The organism is Pseudomonas sp. LAIL14HWK12:I10, from assembly GCF_900184205.1.
Lineage (GTDB): Bacteria > Pseudomonadota > Gammaproteobacteria > Pseudomonadales > Pseudomonadaceae > Aquipseudomonas > Aquipseudomonas kermanshahensis.
This window is the reverse complement of the sequence record NZ_FXWU01000010.1, coordinates 210381-225856: the sequence shown is the minus strand read 5'-3', so window position 1 is coordinate 225856 and position 15476 is coordinate 210381. Positions and strand designations below refer to the sequence as shown.

General features: G+C 64.2%; 17 protein-coding genes and 1 pseudogene. 9 read left to right on the top strand and 9 right to left on the bottom strand.

Features of this window, described 5'->3' with window-relative positions; genetic code table 11:
* Positions 1–58: 58 nt before the first annotated feature.
* Positions 59–1138, top strand: a pseudogene (locus tag QOS90_RS27700) (HAMP domain-containing protein); the annotation flags it as partial.
* Positions 1118–1999 carry a methyl-accepting chemotaxis protein gene (locus QOS90_RS27695; RefSeq protein ID WP_371918156.1) on the top strand — a complete coding sequence of 294 codons (882 nt, stop codon included), beginning with the start codon at positions 1118–1120 and terminating at the stop codon, positions 1997–1999. The pseudogene QOS90_RS27700 and the gene QOS90_RS27695, both read left to right, overlap by 21 nt.
* A 73-nt stretch (positions 2000–2072) precedes the next feature.
* Here the strand turns inward: QOS90_RS27695 and QOS90_RS21950 are convergent, their stop codons facing one another.
* A complete protein-coding gene (locus tag QOS90_RS21950) occupies positions 2073–3263 on the bottom strand; it encodes a benzoate/H(+) symporter BenE family transporter (protein ID WP_085273725.1) in 1191 nt (396 codons plus the stop codon).
* Positions 3264–3408: 145 nt separating this feature from the next.
* Between QOS90_RS21950 and QOS90_RS21945 the strand changes: the two genes are divergently transcribed.
* Complete coding sequence (locus tag QOS90_RS21945; RefSeq protein ID WP_085273724.1) at positions 3409–4011, top strand: glutathione S-transferase family protein; 603 nt, start codon at positions 3409–3411, stop codon at positions 4009–4011.
* Between the two features lie 477 nt (positions 4012–4488).
* Here the strand turns inward: QOS90_RS21945 and QOS90_RS21940 are convergent, their stop codons facing one another.
* The 5 genes from QOS90_RS21940 to QOS90_RS21920 all read right to left on the bottom strand — a co-directional run bounded on the left by QOS90_RS21940 (position 4489) and on the right by QOS90_RS21920 (position 7264).
* Positions 4489–4854 (bottom strand): glutaredoxin, encoded by a 366-nt coding sequence (locus QOS90_RS21940; RefSeq protein WP_085273723.1) that lies wholly within the window; start codon positions 4852–4854, stop codon positions 4489–4491.
* 59 nt (positions 4855–4913) lie between these two features.
* Positions 4914–5459, bottom strand: coding sequence for a GTP cyclohydrolase I FolE (gene folE / locus QOS90_RS21935; protein WP_027596006.1), 546 nt, complete (start codon positions 5457–5459; stop codon positions 4914–4916).
* A 69-nt stretch (positions 5460–5528) separates the two neighbouring features.
* On the bottom strand, positions 5529–6089 hold the full coding sequence (locus QOS90_RS21930) for a Smr/MutS family protein (RefSeq protein WP_027596007.1): 561 nt from the start codon (positions 6087–6089) through the stop codon (positions 5529–5531).
* Positions 6090–6263: 174 nt separating this feature from the next.
* On the bottom strand, positions 6264–6584 hold the full coding sequence (locus QOS90_RS21925) for a hypothetical protein (protein ID WP_027596008.1): 321 nt from the start codon (positions 6582–6584) through the stop codon (positions 6264–6266).
* Positions 6585–6673: 89 nt separating this feature from the next.
* Entirely contained in the window at positions 6674–7264 is a 591-nt protein-coding gene (locus tag QOS90_RS21920; RefSeq protein WP_085273722.1) for a cysteine hydrolase family protein, read from the bottom strand.
* A gap of 180 nt (positions 7265–7444) precedes the next feature.
* On the opposite strand from QOS90_RS21920, the gene prmB reads away from it, so the two are divergent.
* Positions 7445–8353 (top strand): 50S ribosomal protein L3 N(5)-glutamine methyltransferase, encoded by a 909-nt coding sequence (gene prmB / locus QOS90_RS21915; protein WP_085273721.1) that lies wholly within the window; start codon positions 7445–7447, stop codon positions 8351–8353.
* A gap of 208 nt (positions 8354–8561) precedes the next feature.
* On the opposite strand, the gene QOS90_RS21910 is transcribed toward prmB, so the two are convergent.
* Positions 8562–9350 carry a hypothetical protein gene (locus QOS90_RS21910; RefSeq protein ID WP_027596011.1) on the bottom strand — a complete coding sequence of 263 codons (789 nt, stop codon included), beginning with the start codon at positions 9348–9350 and terminating at the stop codon, positions 8562–8564.
* Positions 9351–9554: 204 nt separating this feature from the next.
* On the bottom strand, positions 9555–10517 hold the full coding sequence (locus QOS90_RS21905; RefSeq protein WP_085273720.1) for an alpha/beta hydrolase: 963 nt from the start codon (positions 10515–10517) through the stop codon (positions 9555–9557).
* 244 nt (positions 10518–10761) lie between these two features.
* Between QOS90_RS21905 and aroC the strand changes: the two genes are divergently transcribed.
* The 3 genes from aroC to QOS90_RS21890 all read left to right on the top strand — a co-directional run bounded on the left by aroC (position 10762) and on the right by QOS90_RS21890 (position 13683).
* Entirely contained in the window at positions 10762–11853 is a 1092-nt protein-coding gene (gene aroC / locus QOS90_RS21900) for a chorismate synthase (RefSeq protein ID WP_027596013.1), read from the top strand.
* 139 nt (positions 11854–11992) lie between these two features.
* Positions 11993–13147, top strand: coding sequence for an MFS transporter (locus QOS90_RS21895; protein ID WP_085273719.1), 1155 nt, complete (start codon positions 11993–11995; stop codon positions 13145–13147).
* On the top strand, positions 13147–13683 hold the full coding sequence (locus QOS90_RS21890) for an oxidase (protein WP_085273718.1): 537 nt from the start codon (positions 13147–13149) through the stop codon (positions 13681–13683). Before QOS90_RS21895 ends, QOS90_RS21890 begins: the two co-directional genes overlap by 1 nt.
* Positions 13684–13810: 127 nt before the next feature.
* On the opposite strand, the gene QOS90_RS21885 is transcribed toward QOS90_RS21890, so the two are convergent.
* Positions 13811–14083, bottom strand: a complete 273-nt coding sequence (locus tag QOS90_RS21885; protein ID WP_027596016.1) for a DUF3509 domain-containing protein — start codon at positions 14081–14083, stop codon at positions 13811–13813.
* A 266-nt stretch (positions 14084–14349) separates the two neighbouring features.
* On the opposite strand from QOS90_RS21885, the gene QOS90_RS21880 reads away from it, so the two are divergent.
* Both QOS90_RS21880 and QOS90_RS21875 read left to right on the top strand, forming a co-directional pair.
* Complete coding sequence (locus tag QOS90_RS21880; protein WP_027596017.1) at positions 14350–14877, top strand: ankyrin repeat domain-containing protein; 528 nt, start codon at positions 14350–14352, stop codon at positions 14875–14877.
* Between the two features lie 59 nt (positions 14878–14936).
* Positions 14937–15467, top strand: coding sequence for a hypothetical protein (locus QOS90_RS21875; protein ID WP_027596018.1), 531 nt, complete (start codon positions 14937–14939; stop codon positions 15465–15467).
* The last annotated feature ends 9 nt before the right edge of the window (positions 15468–15476 follow it).

Below are 15476 nucleotides of genomic sequence, written 5' to 3'. Positions count from 1 at the left end.
GGTATCGTTGCCACGCTTGGCCTTCGGCAAAACCTGACAAGGTGAAGGGGAATCGGCGATGGGCGCGACCAAGCACGGTGTTCTGGCCAACCTGGGCATGGCCCGCAAGCTCGGCCTGGGCTTTACTCTGGTGCTGTTGTTGACGCTGGCGGTGGCGGCCATCGGCATCGCCGCGTTGCACAGCGTGGGCCAACGCTTCGACGGCTTGCGCCAGCTGGCCCAGTTCAATACCGACCTGCTCAGGTTGCGCCAGCACGAACAAACCTTTGCCATGAGTTCCGACATCAAGCAGGCCGAGGCCTTGCGCACGGGCCTGCAGGGCTTGGCTGAACGTGCCCGTGGCTTGCCGGCGCTGGCGGCGGCCGAGGCTGAGCTAAGCGCCTATGGCCAGGCGTTCGAGGCCTTTGTCGAAGCGGTGCAGGCCAAGGAGCTGGCGCTGGACATGGCCAGTTGGTCGGTGTCCAGCGTGGCCAACAACCTGGATGTGCTGCAGGCCGGGCTGGCCGACGACGGCACCTACACCCTCAAACAATCCCAGGGCCAGCAGGGCGGCGAGTTTCTGGAGCAGGCCGCGCAGGTGGCGCAGGTGTCGCGGCTGATGCTGCAAGCGATGGACGAAGCCCGCGTGCGCCTGGACAAGAGCCGCAAGGGTGAAGAAGGCACGGGCCAGACGCGCATCGCCCAGACCCTCGAAGCCGCAAGCCTGGTCGAGCAGCTCAAGGCCGCCGTCAGTGATGCCGGGTACCAGAGTGTGCTGGGCGAAGTGGCTGGGCACATCGGCAGTTTCTCCGACAAACTTAACGAATACACCGACCTGCTGGCCAAGGAGCAGGGCCTGAAGGCGCAGCTGCAGGCGCGGGCCGAGCAGGTCACCGGCCGGGTCGACCAGGCCTACCTGGCGCAGGAGCAGGCCCTGCAAGGTGAGTTGTCGCGCAATGCCCTGGCCATCGCCCTGGCCACGGGGCTGGCGCTGTTGGTGGGTGTGCTGGCTGCCTGGCTGATCACCCGTGCGGTGGTCGGGCCGCTCAAGCGCGTCATCGCCCGTGCCCAGCGCATTGCCGCGGGCGAGTTGAGCCTGGAAGCAGAAGCGCCGCGCCGCGACGAGGTGGGGCAGTTGATGCAGGCCATGCAGCAGATGGCGGCCGGGCTGTCGGGCATTGTCAGCGGGCTGCAGCAGGGAATCGAGCAACTGGCCGGCAGTGCGCAGGCGCTGTCGGCGGTGACCGAGCAGACCAACCGCGAGGTGGGCAGCCAGAAGGAGGAGACCGAACAGGTGGCCACCGCCATGCAGCAGATGACGGCCACCGTGCACGATGTGGCGCGCAATGCCGAGGAAGCGGCGCAGGCGGCCCAGTCTGCCGATGACAAGGTCGAGTCTGGGCAAGTGGTGGTGCGTCAGAGCATGCAGCGTATCGAGCAGTTGGCGTCGGCTGCCGAGACGGCCAGTGCCGGCATCGACAGCCTCAGTGCCGAGATCCACACCATCGGCGATGTACTGGAAGTGATCAAGAGCGTCGCCGAGCAGACCAACCTGCTGGCGCTCAATGCCGCGATCGAAGCGGCGCGTGCGGGCGAGCAGGGGCGTGGTTTTGCGGTGGTGGCCGATGAGGTGCGGGCCTTGGCTCGGCGTACCCGGCAATCGACCGAGCAGATCGAGACCCTGGTGGGGAGCTTGCGCGGCAACGCCCAGCAGTCGGTGGCGCAGATCCGCGGCAGTACCGAGCTGGTGCGTTTGGCGGTGGCGGATGTGTTGCAGACTGAAAGTGCGCTGGGCAGCATTGCCTCGGCGGTTTCAATGATCCAGCAGATGAACCAGCAGATTGCCGCCGCGGCCGAGCAGCAGAGCTCGGTGGCCGAAGAGATCAGCCGCAGCGTTGCGCAGATCCGCGGCAGTGCTGATCAGGCGGCGTTCGCGATGCAGGACAATGCCAGGTCGAGTGTCGAGCTGGCGCAGTTGGGCACGGACTTGAAGGGGATGGTCGGGCATTTCAGGCTTTGAGCTTTGTGTAGCCTGCACCGGCCTCTTCGCGGTCCGACTTGCCCCGCGAAGAGGCCGGTGCAGCTACAACACCTTAGATCCTGCGCGGATTGAGGATCATCAACGTCAAAACCCCCGCCACAATCCCCCAGAACGCCGACCCGATCGAGAACAGCGTCAACCCCGACGCCGTCACCATAAAGGTAATCAACGCCGCCTCACGCTCGCGCGCCTCGCCCATGGCCACGGTCAGCCCGTTCATGATCGAGCCAAACAACGCCAAGGCCGCAATCGACAGCACCAGCTCTTTCGGCAACGCCGCAAACAGCGCCGCCAACGTTGCCCCGAACACCCCGGCAATGCCATAGAAAATCCCGCACCACACCGCCGCGGTGTAGCGCTTGCTCGGGTCTTCATGGGCATGTGGCCCGGTGCAGATCGCTGCGCTGATCGCCGCCAGGTTCACCCCGTGCGAGCCAAACGGTGCCAGCAGCAACGAGGCAAACCCGGTCGCCGAAATCAACGGTGAAGCCGGGACCTGGTAGCCATCTGCCCGCAGCACGGCCACGCCGGGCATGTTCTGCGAGGTCATCGCCACCACGAACAGCGGAATCCCAATGCTGATGGTCGCCCCTAGCGAGAAGCTCGGCGTGGTCCACACCGGCGTGGCCACTTCCAGGCGGAAGCCGCTGAAGTCCAGCAGGCCAAGGGCGCCAGACAGCGCCGTACCGACCAGCAACGCGGCCAGCACGCAGTAACGCGGCGACAGGCGCTTGACCAGCAGGTAGCTGAAGAACATGCCCAGCACCAGCACGGTGCGATGCTGCGCGGCGACGAAGATCTCGCTGCCGATCTTGAACAAGATACCCGCCAGCAGCGCCGAGGCCAGCGAGGCCGGAATACGTTTGACCAGGCGCTCGAAGCTGCCGGTCAGGCCGCAGATCAGCACCAGCACGGCGCAGGTGATGTACGCCCCGATGGCCTCGCCATAGCTGACGCCGCCCAGGCTGGTAATCAGCAGCGCAGCGCCTGGGGTCGACCAGGCCACGGTGATCGGCGTGCGGTAGCGCAGCGACAGGCCAATGCTGCACACCGCCATGCCGATCGACAGCGCCCAGATCCAGGACGAAATCTGCGCAGTGGTCAGCCCGGCCGCCTGGCCGGCCTGAAACATCAGCACCAGTGAGCTGGTATAGCCGGTGAGCATGGCAATGAAGCCGGCGACCACCGCCGACGGGGAGCTGTCTGCCAGGGGCCGCAGGCGTGCGGAAGTGGCATCGGTCATGAACAAAATCCTTGTAAAGGTGTAAGCAGTTTTTTCAGACTAACGCGAGCAAGGTTGATCCTTGCCATACAGCGGCCATTGCTTTTAGCCGTACAGTCGCCAACTATTGGGCACGAATGCGCAACTGCATGGGAGGGGAGGGGTGATGTACAAGGTCTATGGCGATTACCAGTCGGGCAACTGTTACAAGGTCAAGCTGATGCTGAGCCTGCTGGGCCGGCCGTATGAGTGGCACCCGGTGGATATTCTAAAAGGCGAAACCGAGACGCCTGAATTTCTGGCGATGAACCCCAATGGCAAGGTGCCGGTGCTGGAGCTGGAAGACGGCACGTACCTGTGGGAATCCAATGCCATCCTCAACTTCCTCGCCGACGGCAGCGAGTTCCTGCCCACTGAGCCGCGGTTGCGCACGCAGGTCTTGCAGTGGCAGTTTTTCGAGCAGTACAGCCATGAGCCGTATATTGCCGTGGCGCGGTTCATCCAGTTTTACCTGGGGTTGCCGGATGATCGGCTGGAGGAGTACCGCAAGCTGCACAAGGGCGGGTACAAGGCGCTGAAGGTGATGGAGCGGCAGTTGCAGATGACGCCGTACCTGGTGGGGCAGCAGTATTCGATTGCCGACGTGGCGTTGTATGCCTACACCCATGTGGCGCAGCAGGGTGGGTTCGACCTGACGGATTACCCGGCGGTCAGGGCCTGGCTGGAGCGCGTGGCCAGCCATCCACGGCATGTGCCGATGGTGGGCTGAGCCTATTCGACTAGCCCGGGCGCGATTCCCCGCCTGGGCGCGATTCCTTGCCTGGCGCAATTCCCCGCCTGGGCGCAATTCCTTGCCTGGCGCAATTCCCTGCCCGGGCGCAATTTCTTGCCTTGGCACAATGCCCTGCCCGGGCGCAATTTCTTGCCTTGGCACAATTCATTGTAGGAGCAGCCTTGTGCTGCGAAGAGGCCGGTGCAAGCCACAGAGATATCCTCAGCCTGCACCGGCCTCTTCGCAGCACAAGGCTGCTCCTACAAGTACAAGGTCAGCCGAAGAAGTACAACGTCAGCCAGAGAAGTACAAGGTCAGCCGAAGAGGTACAAGGTCAGCCGAAGAAGTACAAGGTCAGCCGAAGAAGTAAAAGGTCAGCCGAAGAAGTACAAGGCCAGCCGAAGAAGTACAAGGCCAGCCGAAGAAGTACAAGGTCAGCCGAAGAAGTACAAGGTCAGCCCAAGCGGTGCCAGGTCAGGCGAAACGCTTGTCCAGGTAGGCAATGATGGCCTTGGACTCATACATCCAGCTCACCTTGCCTTCTTCCTCGATGCGCAGGCATGGCACTTTCACGCGGCCACCACCTTCCAGCAGCGCCTGGCGATGCTCTGAGTCGTTCTTGGCGTCACGCAGCGCCACTGGCACGTTCAAGCGGTGCAGGGTGCGGCGGGTTTTGACGCAGAACGGGCAGGCATGGAACTGGTACAGCGCAAGGCCACTGGCCGCTTGCTCGACACGCGCCTGGGCGGCGGCATCGCGCTTGCGCTTGGCCGGGCGGCTGATCCAGTCGCCGAACACGATGAGCTGGCCGAGGCCAACCCGCAGGGCTTTGACGATCATGGGCAACTCCTGAAAAGAAAAAGCCGACCCAGCAGGGTCGGCTCAGGGTAACCAGCCAATCACTTGATCAGGCTGAGGAACTCACTGCGGGTGGCGGCGTTGGCGCGGAATTCGCCCAGCATCACCGAGGTGATCATGCTCGAATTCTGCTTCTCGACACCGCGCATCATCATGCACATGTGCTTGGCTTCGATGACCACGGCCACGCCAGCAGCGCCTGTTACCTTCTCGACCGCTTCGGCGATCTGGCGGCTGAGGTTTTCCTGAATCTGCAGGCGGCGTGCGTACATGTCGACGATGCGTGCCACCTTCGACAGGCCCAGCACCTTGCCCTTGGGCAGGTAGGCCACGTGCGCCTTGCCGATGAAGGGCAGCATGTGGTGCTCGCACATCGAGTACAGCTCGATGTCCCGGACCAGTACCATCTCGCTGTTGTCGGAGGTGAACAGCGCGCCGTTGGTGACTTCTTCCAGCGTCTGCTCATAACCGCGGCAAAGGTACTTCATGGCCTTTGCAGCCCGCTTGGGCGTGTCGAGCAGGCCCTCACGGGAGACGTCCTCGCCGATCTGGCTGAGAATCTCGGTGTAGTTCTGTTCCAGGGACATGTATCTACCTGTGGGAAAAATCGCAAAAACGAAGGGTACGGCGGCAAGGGCGGCGCTGCAAGCGCGGCGTTACTCGTCGCGTCCTTCGAGCATGGTTCGTTTAAGCATCACATACACCGCGCCGGTGCCGCCATGGCGCGGGTTGCACGAGGCAAAACCGAGCACTTGCGGGTGCTGGCGCAGCCAGGTGTTGACGTGACTCTTGATCATCGGGCGCTTGCCGTCGAGGCGCGCGGCCTTGCCGTGGGTGACGCGGACACAGCGCACTTCCAGCTTGGTGGCCTCGGCGATGAAGTCCCAGAGTGTTTCACGGGCTTTCTCGACGGTCATGCCGTGCAGGTCGAGGCTGCCCTCGAAGGCAATCTGGCCGAGCTTGAGTTTGCGCAGCTGGGTTTCCTGCACGCCGTCACGGCGCCACATCAGTTCGTCTTCGGCGCCAACGTCGATGACGAACTGGTCGGACATGCCGTCGATCACCAGTGCCTTGTCGCTGCGCACGGTAGCCGCCTGCCGCAGGCCGGCCAGCTGCTTGCGGTCGGCCTTGGGTTTGCCGACCTCGGCACGGTCGTGCTTGATCGGCTTGACGCCGCGCACTTCGGCATGGAACAGGGAAAAGTCGTCGTCTTGCATGATGCCTCCACGTGGGCGGCGTAGTTTACGCGACTGTGGGGCTGTGTGCAGCCTGTGCGGGCCTCTTCGCGGGTAAACCCGCTCCCACAGGTTAGGTGAAGGCCCTGAGGGCAGCACAGTACCTGTGGGAGCGGGTTTACCCGCGAAGAGGCCCGCACAGGCGATACAAAAGAGTCAGTCGTGTTTTTTCATCAAGTGCGGCGACAGGTTCAATTCCCGCCCGCGACGCAGGCGAATACGGCTGCGCCGCCAGAAGCGCACGCCCAGCCACAGCAACAGCAAGCCAGCCCCGGTGAGGATGCTGGCCAGCGGTTTGTTGGCATTGAGTTCTTGCAGGGCCGGGTAATTGCCCAGCAGGCCGGCGATGCCGGCCATGGCCAGCAGCACACCCAGCGTTGCCAGCAAGGCGGACAGGCCGGCAGCCAGGCGTGCGCCCCAATTGCGCGGTTCGCGCGTGCGCAGGCGTTTGGCGTCGAAACTGCCTTTGAGCTTCATTCCGATTTCCTCTGTGGATATCCGGAATTCGACCTGCGCTCGCCCTTTGGGTTCCGCCCGGCTGCCGGGCGGTCGTTACCCGCCCTGAATCAGATCAGGCTGGCGGTAGGGGCGACACAGGCGAAGTTGTCGGCCATCACGGCCATTTCACACTGGTGAATCTGTGCGGCCGGGATGACCCCGTCCTTGAACGCCAGGTCGCGGGTCGCCGAGGCGTCTTCCACCAGGGTGCACCGATAACCATAGTCCTTGGCGCGGCGCACGGTGGTGCTGACGCTGGAGTGGCTCATGAAACCGCAGACGATCAGGTCCAGGTGGCCCAGCGCCTGCAGGGTGTCGTGCAGCTTGGTGTTCTTGAACGCGTTAGGCATGCGCTTTTCGATGACAGTTTCGCCTTCGAGTGGCTCCAGCCCAGGGATGAACTGGCCACCGCTGCCTTGTGGGTCGAAACGGCCACCGACAGTGCCCAGGTGACGGACGTGGATGATCGGACGGCCGCTCTTGCGCGCGGCATCGAGCAACCGGGCGATGTTGGCCACGGCCTCGTCCATGCCCGACAGTGCCAGGGGACCACTGAGGTACTCCTTTTGCGCATCGATGATGATCAGGCTGGCGTGGCTCAGCTTGGCCGGCGGGTAGTCGCGGCCAGTGAGGCGGAACATCGTGGTTGGAACGGACATCAAGGGCTCCTTGGAAGGGCTTTTGTATACCTATTGTCCCTTGCCTTGGCGTCAATGGGAATGGTTGACATCGCAAACAGCGTGGTTACTGGCCTGTGGCTACCCTTTGGGGAACGCCAAGGAACAAATGTGCGGGTTGGGCTGTTAGACTTTTGTACGGTCTGAATTAGGAGTACCCCCGTGATCACATCCCGTCTGCGCACGCTGCGCGACTACATTCGCTGGGCGGTCAGCCGCTTCCACGAGCGCGAGCTGTTCTTCGGCCACGGTGCCGACAACGCCTGGGACGAAGCCCGCCTGCTGGTGCTGGGCGCCGTGCACTTGCCATGGGAGGTGGCCGACAGCTACCTGGACTGCATGCTCGAGGACGACGAACGCGTGCGCCTGCAGCACCTGCTCAAGCGGCGCATCGAAGAACGCGTGCCCACCGCCTACCTGCTGGGCGAGGCGTGGTTCTGTGGCATGTCGTTCATTGTCGACGAGCGCGTGCTGGTGCCCCGTTCGCCGATTGGCGAGCTGATCGAAAAACGTTTCGAGCCGTGGCTGGCGGCAGAGCCTGCGCGCATTCTGGACCTGTGCACCGGGTCTGGTTGCATCGGCATCGTCGCGGCCGAAGTGTTCCCCGAGGCCGAAGTGGTGCTGGGCGATCTGTCGTTCGATGCCCTTGAAGTGGCGAACCAGAACATCGAGCGTCACGGCCTGGACATGCGCGTCTACACCGTGCAGGGCGATGGTTTCGATGGCCTGCCAGGGCAGCGCTTCGACCTGATCCTGTCCAACCCGCCGTATGTCGATGCCGAAGATTTTGGCGACATGCCGGCCGAGTATCACCACGAGCCTGAGCTGGGCCTGGCCTGCGGTAACGATGGCCTGGACCTGGTGCGGCGGATGTTGGCCGAGGCGGCTGACCACCTGACCGACAAAGGGTTGCTGATTGTCGAAGTGGGCAACAGCCAGGTGCATGTCGAGTCGCTGTACCCCGAGGTGGATTTCGCCTGGCTGGAATTCGAGCGGGGCGGGCATGGGGTGTTCATGCTGACGGCTGAGCAGTGCCGGCAGCATCAAGAGCTGTTCAAAGCCCGGGTTTGAGTGGGGGCTGCTTTGCAGCCCATCGCCGGCAAGCCGGCTCCCACAGGTACAGCGCCGTTCTCAAGGCCAGTGCTGCACCTGTGTGGCTTGCCGGCGATGTGGCCGGAACAAGCAACACAAGCAGTTGTTCCCACAGGTACAGCGCCGTTCTCAAGGCCAGTGCTGCACCTGTGGGAGCGGGTTTACCCGCGAAGCAGGCGCCACGGTCTCAGCGGGTAGCAATCCAGATCAGCAGCCCCGCCTGAAACATCGCAAACGCCACCAGGCAGGTGATGGTAAAGCGCAACCCGCCATCTTCACGCCGGTACTTGGCCACCCGCTCATCCCGTTCGCGCAGTTGGCCTTCCATTTCCTGCAGCTGTTGATCGGCCTGCTGCAGCAAGTTGGCCGCATCGAGAATTTCCACCCGCTGCAGACGCTCGCTGCTCCAGGCGCCTTTCAGCTGGCCCACCGTGGCTTCAACGGTACGGCCTTTGAGGTGCTGAGGGTCTTCGTACTCCACTTCGATACCCACCCCGCGCAAGAATTGGTCCCGGCGCAGGCGTGAATCCTCGCTCAGGGCATCCTTGCTCGGCAGTGCCATGCCTTCGACCCGGTAATGCGACCACCTGCGCTGCAACCATTGCACGGCCTGGGCCAGCATGAAGCGGCCGATACCGCGGTTCAGGGGTTCCAGCTGCAGGCCCTGGTCGCTGCCAATGCGCACCAGGCGTTCGGCGTGGTCGACGCGGATATCCAAGTGGTTCTGCTCTTTACGCACCTTTTGCCCTGGCAGCTGGATTTCCATGCGCAGCAGGCTGTGGGCTTTGTCGTGGCGCTCGGCGTAGCCGAACTGCACAAAGCGCAGGGGGCGGGCGCCGGTGGCGCGGTCGGTGGGCAAGGGGGCCAGGCGCAACAGCTGGAAGTGTTCGGCGGCAAGGTCGGCCCAAGGCAGCGCGGCGCCGTCCTGGGGTTGTGGCTCGTCGGCCGGCTCTTGGGCGGCGGGGGCAATTGTCATGGGGGCTGTCCTTAGGTTCGGGCATGCGACAAATGGGGCTGCTGCGCAGCCCATCGCTGGCAAGCCAGCTCCCACCAAGGGCGCGCTGCTCTCAAGGGCACTGCTGCACCTGTGGGAGCCGGCTTGCCGGCGATGGGCCGCCAACGCGGCCCCGGATTCGCCGCCAATACCGCCTTATCGGCAGCCCCGGCCAAGACCTGAGGGTCAGGCCGATGGCAAATGCTGGATGAACGTGACGATCCGCTCCCCCAGCTCACGGGCCAGTGGCAGCTCGGGGTTGAGGTAGCTGTCACGCTGTTCGCTCATGGCCTTGGGGCTGATGCGCAGCATGTGGTTCATGCCATCGATCAGCACCAGTTGCGCATCCGGTTTTGCAGCCTTGAGGCGCTCGGCATCCGTTACGTCGACCTGCACGTCGTTGCGGCCCTGGACGATCAGCGCCGGCATCGGCAATTGCGCGAACGCCGCCGCTGGGTTCTGCCGGAACAGCGAAATCAGGTACGGCTGCACGCTGGGGCGGAACACCTGGCGCAGCGGCGCGGGCACATCCAGGCTGGTCTGCCCAGCCTGCAGGCGGTCGAGCAAGTCACTGCCACGGGCCAATTGGGCGGGCGGCAGGCGCTGGGCCAGCTGCTCGCGCAGTACGTCGGCCAACGGGCGGCCGACGCCGGCCAAGGTGATCACCGCGCTGGCACCTGCCTGTTCGGCGGCGAGGCTGGCGATCAGCGCGCCTTCGCTGTGGCCCACCAGAATCAGCGGGCCGAACCGCGGGTCGGCCTTGAGCTTGTGGCTCCAGGCAACCACATCGGCGACATAGCGCTCGACGCTGAGGTCACGCTCATCGGGCGTGGCCGGCTGGCTCGCGGCCACGCCGCGCTTGTCATAGCGCACGCTGGCAATGTGGTCGTTGGCCAGCACCAGGGCCAGCCGCTTGAGGTTGTCGACACGCCCCGTGGCCGGGTTGTTGCCGTCTCGGTCGGTGGGGCCGGAGCCCGCAATGATCAACACCACCGGGGGCGGCGTGGCCTGTTGTGGCAGCAGCAAGCTGCCGTGCAGCACGCCCTGGCCGGTGTCGAGGTCGATGGGGCGCTGCAAGACGGTGGGGGAGGCGGCCTGGGCGAGGCCAGCACAGAGCATGAACAACAAGGCGACGAGGCGCGGCATCATGGGGTACTACGGTGGGGAGATGTCGGTTTGACCCAATGTTTGTGGGAAGGTTCGGTGGGTAGTTGCCTGTGCTGGCCTCTTCGCGGGTAAACCCGCTCCCACAGGAACATCTCTGCTTTCAGGCTAGGGGCCACCCTGTGGGAGCGGGTTTACCCGCGAAGAGGCCCGCACAGACAACCAATCCCTCGGTATTTTTCCGTATACTGCCGCTTTCGTTCACCTCAGGCAGACTCGCGGAGCGTCCATGTCCGGCAATACCTACGGCAAGCTGTTCACTGTCACCACCGCAGGCGAAAGCCATGGCCCGGCGTTGGTCGCCATTGTCGATGGATGCCCGCCGGGCCTGGAGATCTCCCTGGCCGACCTGCAGCACGACCTCGACCGGCGCAAGCCTGGCACCAGCCGGCACACCACCCAGCGCCAGGAGCCGGACGAGGTCGAGATCCTCTCCGGTGTGTTCGAAGGCCGCACCACCGGCTGCTCGATCGGCCTGCTGATCCGCAACACCGACCAGAAGTCCAAGGACTACTCGGCGATCAAGGACCTGTTCCGCCCGGCGCACGCCGACTACACCTACCACCACAAGTACGGTGAGCGTGACTACCGCGGCGGCGGCCGCAGCTCGGCCCGCGAAACGGCCATGCGTGTCGCGGCAGGGGCCATCGCCAAGAAGTACCTGGCCACCCAGGGCATCACCGTGCGTGGCTACATGAGCCAGCTGGGCCCAATCGAGATTCCGTTCAAGACCTGGGAGTCGGTCGAGCACAACGCCTTCTTCAGCCCCGACCCGGACAAGGTGCCGGAACTCGAGGCCTACATGGACCAACTGCGCCGCGACCAGGATTCGGTCGGGGCGAAGATCACCGTCGTGGCCGAAGGCGTGATGCCAGGCCTGGGCGAGCCGATCTTCGACCGCCTCGACGCGGAACTGGCCCATGCGCTGATGAGCATCAACGCGGTCAAGGGCGTCGAGATTGGCGCTGGCTTTGCCAGTGTCGCCCAGCGCGGTACCGAGCACCGTGACGAGCTGACCCCGGAAGGGTTCCTCAGCAACAACGCCGGCGGCATCCTGGGGGGAATTTCCTCGGGCCAGCCGATCGTTGCGCACCTGGCGCTGAAGCCGACCTCCAGCATCACCACGCCGGGCCGTTCCATCGATGTGGAGGGCAACCCGGTGGACGTGATCACCAAGGGCCGTCATGACCCCTGTGTCGGCATCCGTGCCACGCCGATCGCCGAAGCGATGATGGCCATCGCCCTGATGGACCACCTGCTGCGCCACCGCGCACAGAATGCCGACGTGAAGGTCAGTACGCCGGTGCTGGGCCAGCTTTGATTCGTCAGTGCCGGCCTCTTCGCGGGTAAACCCGCTCCCACAGGTACTGTGCTGCCCTCAGGGCCTGCACCTAACCTGTGGGAGCGGGTTTACCCGCGAAGAGGCCGGCACAGGCAACAACCAATCTGGCTGAGCCCCCATGCCCCCAATCCCCTACTGGCGCCTGTCCAGCTTCTACCTCTTCTACTTCGCCCTGCTGGGCTCCACAGCCCCTTTCCTGGCGCTGTACTTCGACCACTTGGGTTTCTCCCCGGCGCGCATCGGCGAGCTGGTGGCCATCCCCATGCTGATGCGCTGCGTCGCCCCCAACCTGTGGGGTTGGTTGGGCGACCGCACCGGCCAGCGCCTGCTGATCGTGCGCCTGGGCGCGTTGTGCACGCTGGCCAGCTTCGCCCTGATCTTCTTCGGCAAGAGCTACGCCTGGCTGGCGCTGGTCATGGCCCTGCACGCGTTCTTCTGGCACGCGGTGCTGCCGCAATTCGAAGTCATCACCCTGGCGCACCTGCACGGGCAAACCGCCCGCTACAGCCAGGTCCGCCTGTGGGGTTCGATCGGTTTCATCCTCACGGTGGTGGGCTTGGGGCGCTTGTTCGAATGGCTCAGCCTGGACATCTACCCGGTCGCCCTGGTGACGATCATGGCGGGCATCGTCCTCGCCAGCCTGTGGGTGCCCAATGCCCAGCCGCTGGAGCAGGGCGAGCGCAGCGGGGCGGGCGGCTTTTTACAGCAACTGCGGGCACCTGGGGTTATCGCGTTTTATGCGTGCGTGGCGCTGATGCAGCTCAGCCACGGGCCGTACTACACCTTCCTTACCCTGCACCTGGAACACCTGGGCTACAGCCGCGGCGCCATCGGCCTTTTATGGGCGCTGGGGGTGGTGGCCGAGGTGCTGGTGTTCATGGCCATGAGCCGCATTTTTGCGCGGTTTTCCGTGCAGCGGGTGTTGCTGGCCAGTTTCCTGCTGGCGTCTTTGCGCTGGCTGCTGCTCGGCAACCTGGCCGATGACCCGGCGGTGCTGGTGCTGGCCCAGGTGATGCACGCGGCCACCTTTGGCTGCTTCCATGCCGCCTGCATCGCGTTCGTCCAGGCCAGCTTCGGCGCTCGCCAGCAAGGCCAGGGCCAGGCGTTGTACGCGGCGTTATCTGGCACCGGCGGTGCGCTGGGCGCCTTGTACTCGGGCTACAGCTGGAAACTGCTGGGGCCGACCTTCACCTTTGGTATGGCCAGCGCCGCAGCCTTGGCCGCAGCCGTTATCATTGCCCTTTGTTCGCAATCGACCAGGACCCGCCACTGATGAGTACCCTCAGCGTTTTCCACCCGTCCAGCCCAGGCCTGCCGAACAAGCTGCTGACCCACCACGACGACATTGCCGCGACACTGGCCGAGCAGGGCGTGCGTTTTGTTCATCACCCGCTTGCGCTGCGGGTTCGCCCTGGCAGTGCGGAGGACGAGGTGATGGCAGCTTGCAGGGAGCACCTCGACCGGTTGATGACCGGCCACGGCAGTGCGGCCTTCACACTGCTCAACCGTGACGGGGTGGACCCGGCACAGGCGGATGTACGTGACGAGCATGTGCATGACGCCGAAGAGGTGTTCGCTGTGGTTAGCGGGCGGGCGCAAGTGGGTTTGCGCTTGGGCGAGTTCGTGTATTCGGTGCTGTGCGAGAAGGGCGATCAGCTGGTGGTGCCGGCAGGCACGCGGCGTTGGGTTGAGCTGGGCGAGACGCCGTTCTGCCTGGCGCTGCGGTTGTTTGGCAGTGAGCAGGGGCTGCAGGCGCGGTTGACCGGGGATGAGACTGCCCGGGCGTTTTTAGGGATCGACGAGCTGTAATGCTTCGGCGCGCCTCTTCGCGGGGCAAGTCGGACCGCCGCACCGCCGCTCCTACAGGTCAGTGGTATTCCTGTGGGAGCGGCGGTGCGGCGGTCCGACTTGCCCGCGAAAAGGCCGGTGCTGGCAATCAACGATAGGTCGGCAAGGCAAACCGCTGCTGGCTCTGCAGCATCGAAATCACCGGCAGCTCGCTGGCCTGTTCAGCCAGGTCACGGCGGATGGCGCTGATCGCCCAGGACAGCTGCTCGGCGCTGTGCAGTTGGCCGTAGGTCAACACGCGGCGGGTAACCTTGCCATCAGCGGCGCGCAGGGTGAGCAAGACACCACCATCGGGGCGGGGCTGGGTTGCGACCTGGTAGGCCGAAAACACCGAGACGAACTTTTCCTGGATGAGGTCCATATCAACTCCTGACTGTTGTGTGGCAGACGTGAGTTGATGGTTGCAGTGACCGTGCCAGAAACTGATTAAGTCAAAAATCCTTTGAATTCAATGGCTTGCGATGATGTCGTAAGGATCTCTTCGTGCAACCTGCAAGGTCGTGCATTTTGCACAGTGCATTTTGCACGGCCTGCCGGCCACCTATCGGCCCGATAGAATCTGAACCTTTGACCGCATGGCCTTGCCTGACAAAGACTTGGGCAACCATTTTTGCCAGGAGGTTCAACATGTCCACCGTCCAACCCTCGCCTGCCGCCATGACCGATGACGAAACCGCCGCCTTCGCCGAGCAGGTGTTCGAACGCGCCCGCCAAGGTGACGCCCCGATGCTTGAGCGGTTGCTTGCCAGTGGCCTGCCTGCCAACCTGCGCAACCACAAGGGCGACACCTTGTTGATGCTGGCCTGCTACCACGGCCACCATGACGCGGTGCGCGTGCTGCTGGAGCACGGCGCCGACCCATTGATGGCTAATGACAATGGCCAACTGCCAATCGCTGGCGCCGCGTTCAAAGGCGACCTGGCCATGATCCGCTTGCTGCTGGAGCATGGGGTGCCGGTCGATGCCGCCGCGCAGGACGGGCGCACCGCGCTGATGCTGGCGGCGATGTTCAACCGCAGCGAGATCCTCGACTACCTGCTGGCCCAAGGTGCCGACCCGGCACACCAGGATGCTCGCGGCGCCACCGCGCTGATGGCCGCGCAAACCATGGGCGCGGCAGACGCCGTAGCGCGCCTGCAGGCGCTGGCCGGCTAACTGTTCGGGGGCGTTTGCGGCTATCCTTGGCGACTTTTCACCGGTCGCAGGCCCCCTTCATGAAAAACCAATTGCTCGAACTCATCACCCTCATCGGCGCCGGTTGCATGCGCGATGAAGACATCGAGCGCATCGCCGACGAGGCCGCCCAGGCCTACGCCGACCCCGTCGCCTTCCTGGCGGCCAACCCGGACATCAACTACGACGACACTTTCCCTATCCCGCTGGGAGAGTGGATCGTGCTGGGCAGCCTGCCGGACACCGTGCTGTTCCAGGCTGACAGCTATCAGGACCTGTTCCAGAACATCGCCGACTCGTTCGACAAGAGCGTGCCGTTCACCCTCAAACCCAAGCAGCTGGCGCGCACCGAGCCACTGACCGCGCTCAATCGCATCCAGGTGCAGATGGGGGCGTTGAACAAGGAGGCGGGGGGGTATGTGCTGCTGAACTTCAGCCAGTTGCTGGATGATGAATTGCAGATGGTGATGGTCGGCCAGCATGACCTGGCACGGGTGCTGGAGCTGGGGGCTGAGGTGGGGATCAAGACCGAGCCGGCTTTGGAGGCTTTGAAGGTCGCGGTTCACGTCTGATTTGTCGGT

Bases quoted from the DNA above. Each gene is read 5' to 3' on its own strand.
- QOS90_RS27695 (WP_371918156.1), top strand. From the start codon at position 1,118: ATGCAGGCCATGCAGCAGATGGCGGCCGGGCTGTCGGGCATTGTCAGC.
- QOS90_RS21950 (WP_085273725.1), bottom strand. From the start codon at position 3,263: ATGACCGATGCCACTTCCGCACGCCTGCGGCCCCTGGCAGACAGCTCC.
- QOS90_RS21945 (WP_085273724.1), top strand. From the start codon at position 3,409: ATGTACAAGGTCTATGGCGATTACCAGTCGGGCAACTGTTACAAGGTC.
- QOS90_RS21940 (WP_085273723.1), bottom strand. From the start codon at position 4,854: ATGATCGTCAAAGCCCTGCGGGTTGGCCTCGGCCAGCTCATCGTGTTC.
- folE (WP_027596006.1), bottom strand. From the start codon at position 5,459: ATGTCCCTGGAACAGAACTACACCGAGATTCTCAGCCAGATCGGCGAG.
- QOS90_RS21930 (WP_027596007.1), bottom strand. From the start codon at position 6,089: ATGCAAGACGACGACTTTTCCCTGTTCCATGCCGAAGTGCGCGGCGTC.
- QOS90_RS21925 (WP_027596008.1), bottom strand. From the start codon at position 6,584: ATGAAGCTCAAAGGCAGTTTCGACGCCAAACGCCTGCGCACGCGCGAA.
- QOS90_RS21920 (WP_085273722.1), bottom strand. From the start codon at position 7,264: ATGTCCGTTCCAACCACGATGTTCCGCCTCACTGGCCGCGACTACCCG.
- QOS90_RS21910 (WP_027596011.1), bottom strand. From the start codon at position 9,350: ATGACAATTGCCCCCGCCGCCCAAGAGCCGGCCGACGAGCCACAACCC.
- QOS90_RS21905 (WP_085273720.1), bottom strand. From the start codon at position 10,517: ATGATGCCGCGCCTCGTCGCCTTGTTGTTCATGCTCTGTGCTGGCCTC.
- aroC (WP_027596013.1), top strand. From the start codon at position 10,762: ATGTCCGGCAATACCTACGGCAAGCTGTTCACTGTCACCACCGCAGGC.
- QOS90_RS21895 (WP_085273719.1), top strand. From the start codon at position 11,993: ATGCCCCCAATCCCCTACTGGCGCCTGTCCAGCTTCTACCTCTTCTAC.
- QOS90_RS21890 (WP_085273718.1), top strand. From the start codon at position 13,147: ATGAGTACCCTCAGCGTTTTCCACCCGTCCAGCCCAGGCCTGCCGAAC.
- QOS90_RS21885 (WP_027596016.1), bottom strand. From the start codon at position 14,083: ATGGACCTCATCCAGGAAAAGTTCGTCTCGGTGTTTTCGGCCTACCAG.
- QOS90_RS21880 (WP_027596017.1), top strand. From the start codon at position 14,350: ATGTCCACCGTCCAACCCTCGCCTGCCGCCATGACCGATGACGAAACC.
- QOS90_RS21875 (WP_027596018.1), top strand. From the start codon at position 14,937: ATGAAAAACCAATTGCTCGAACTCATCACCCTCATCGGCGCCGGTTGC.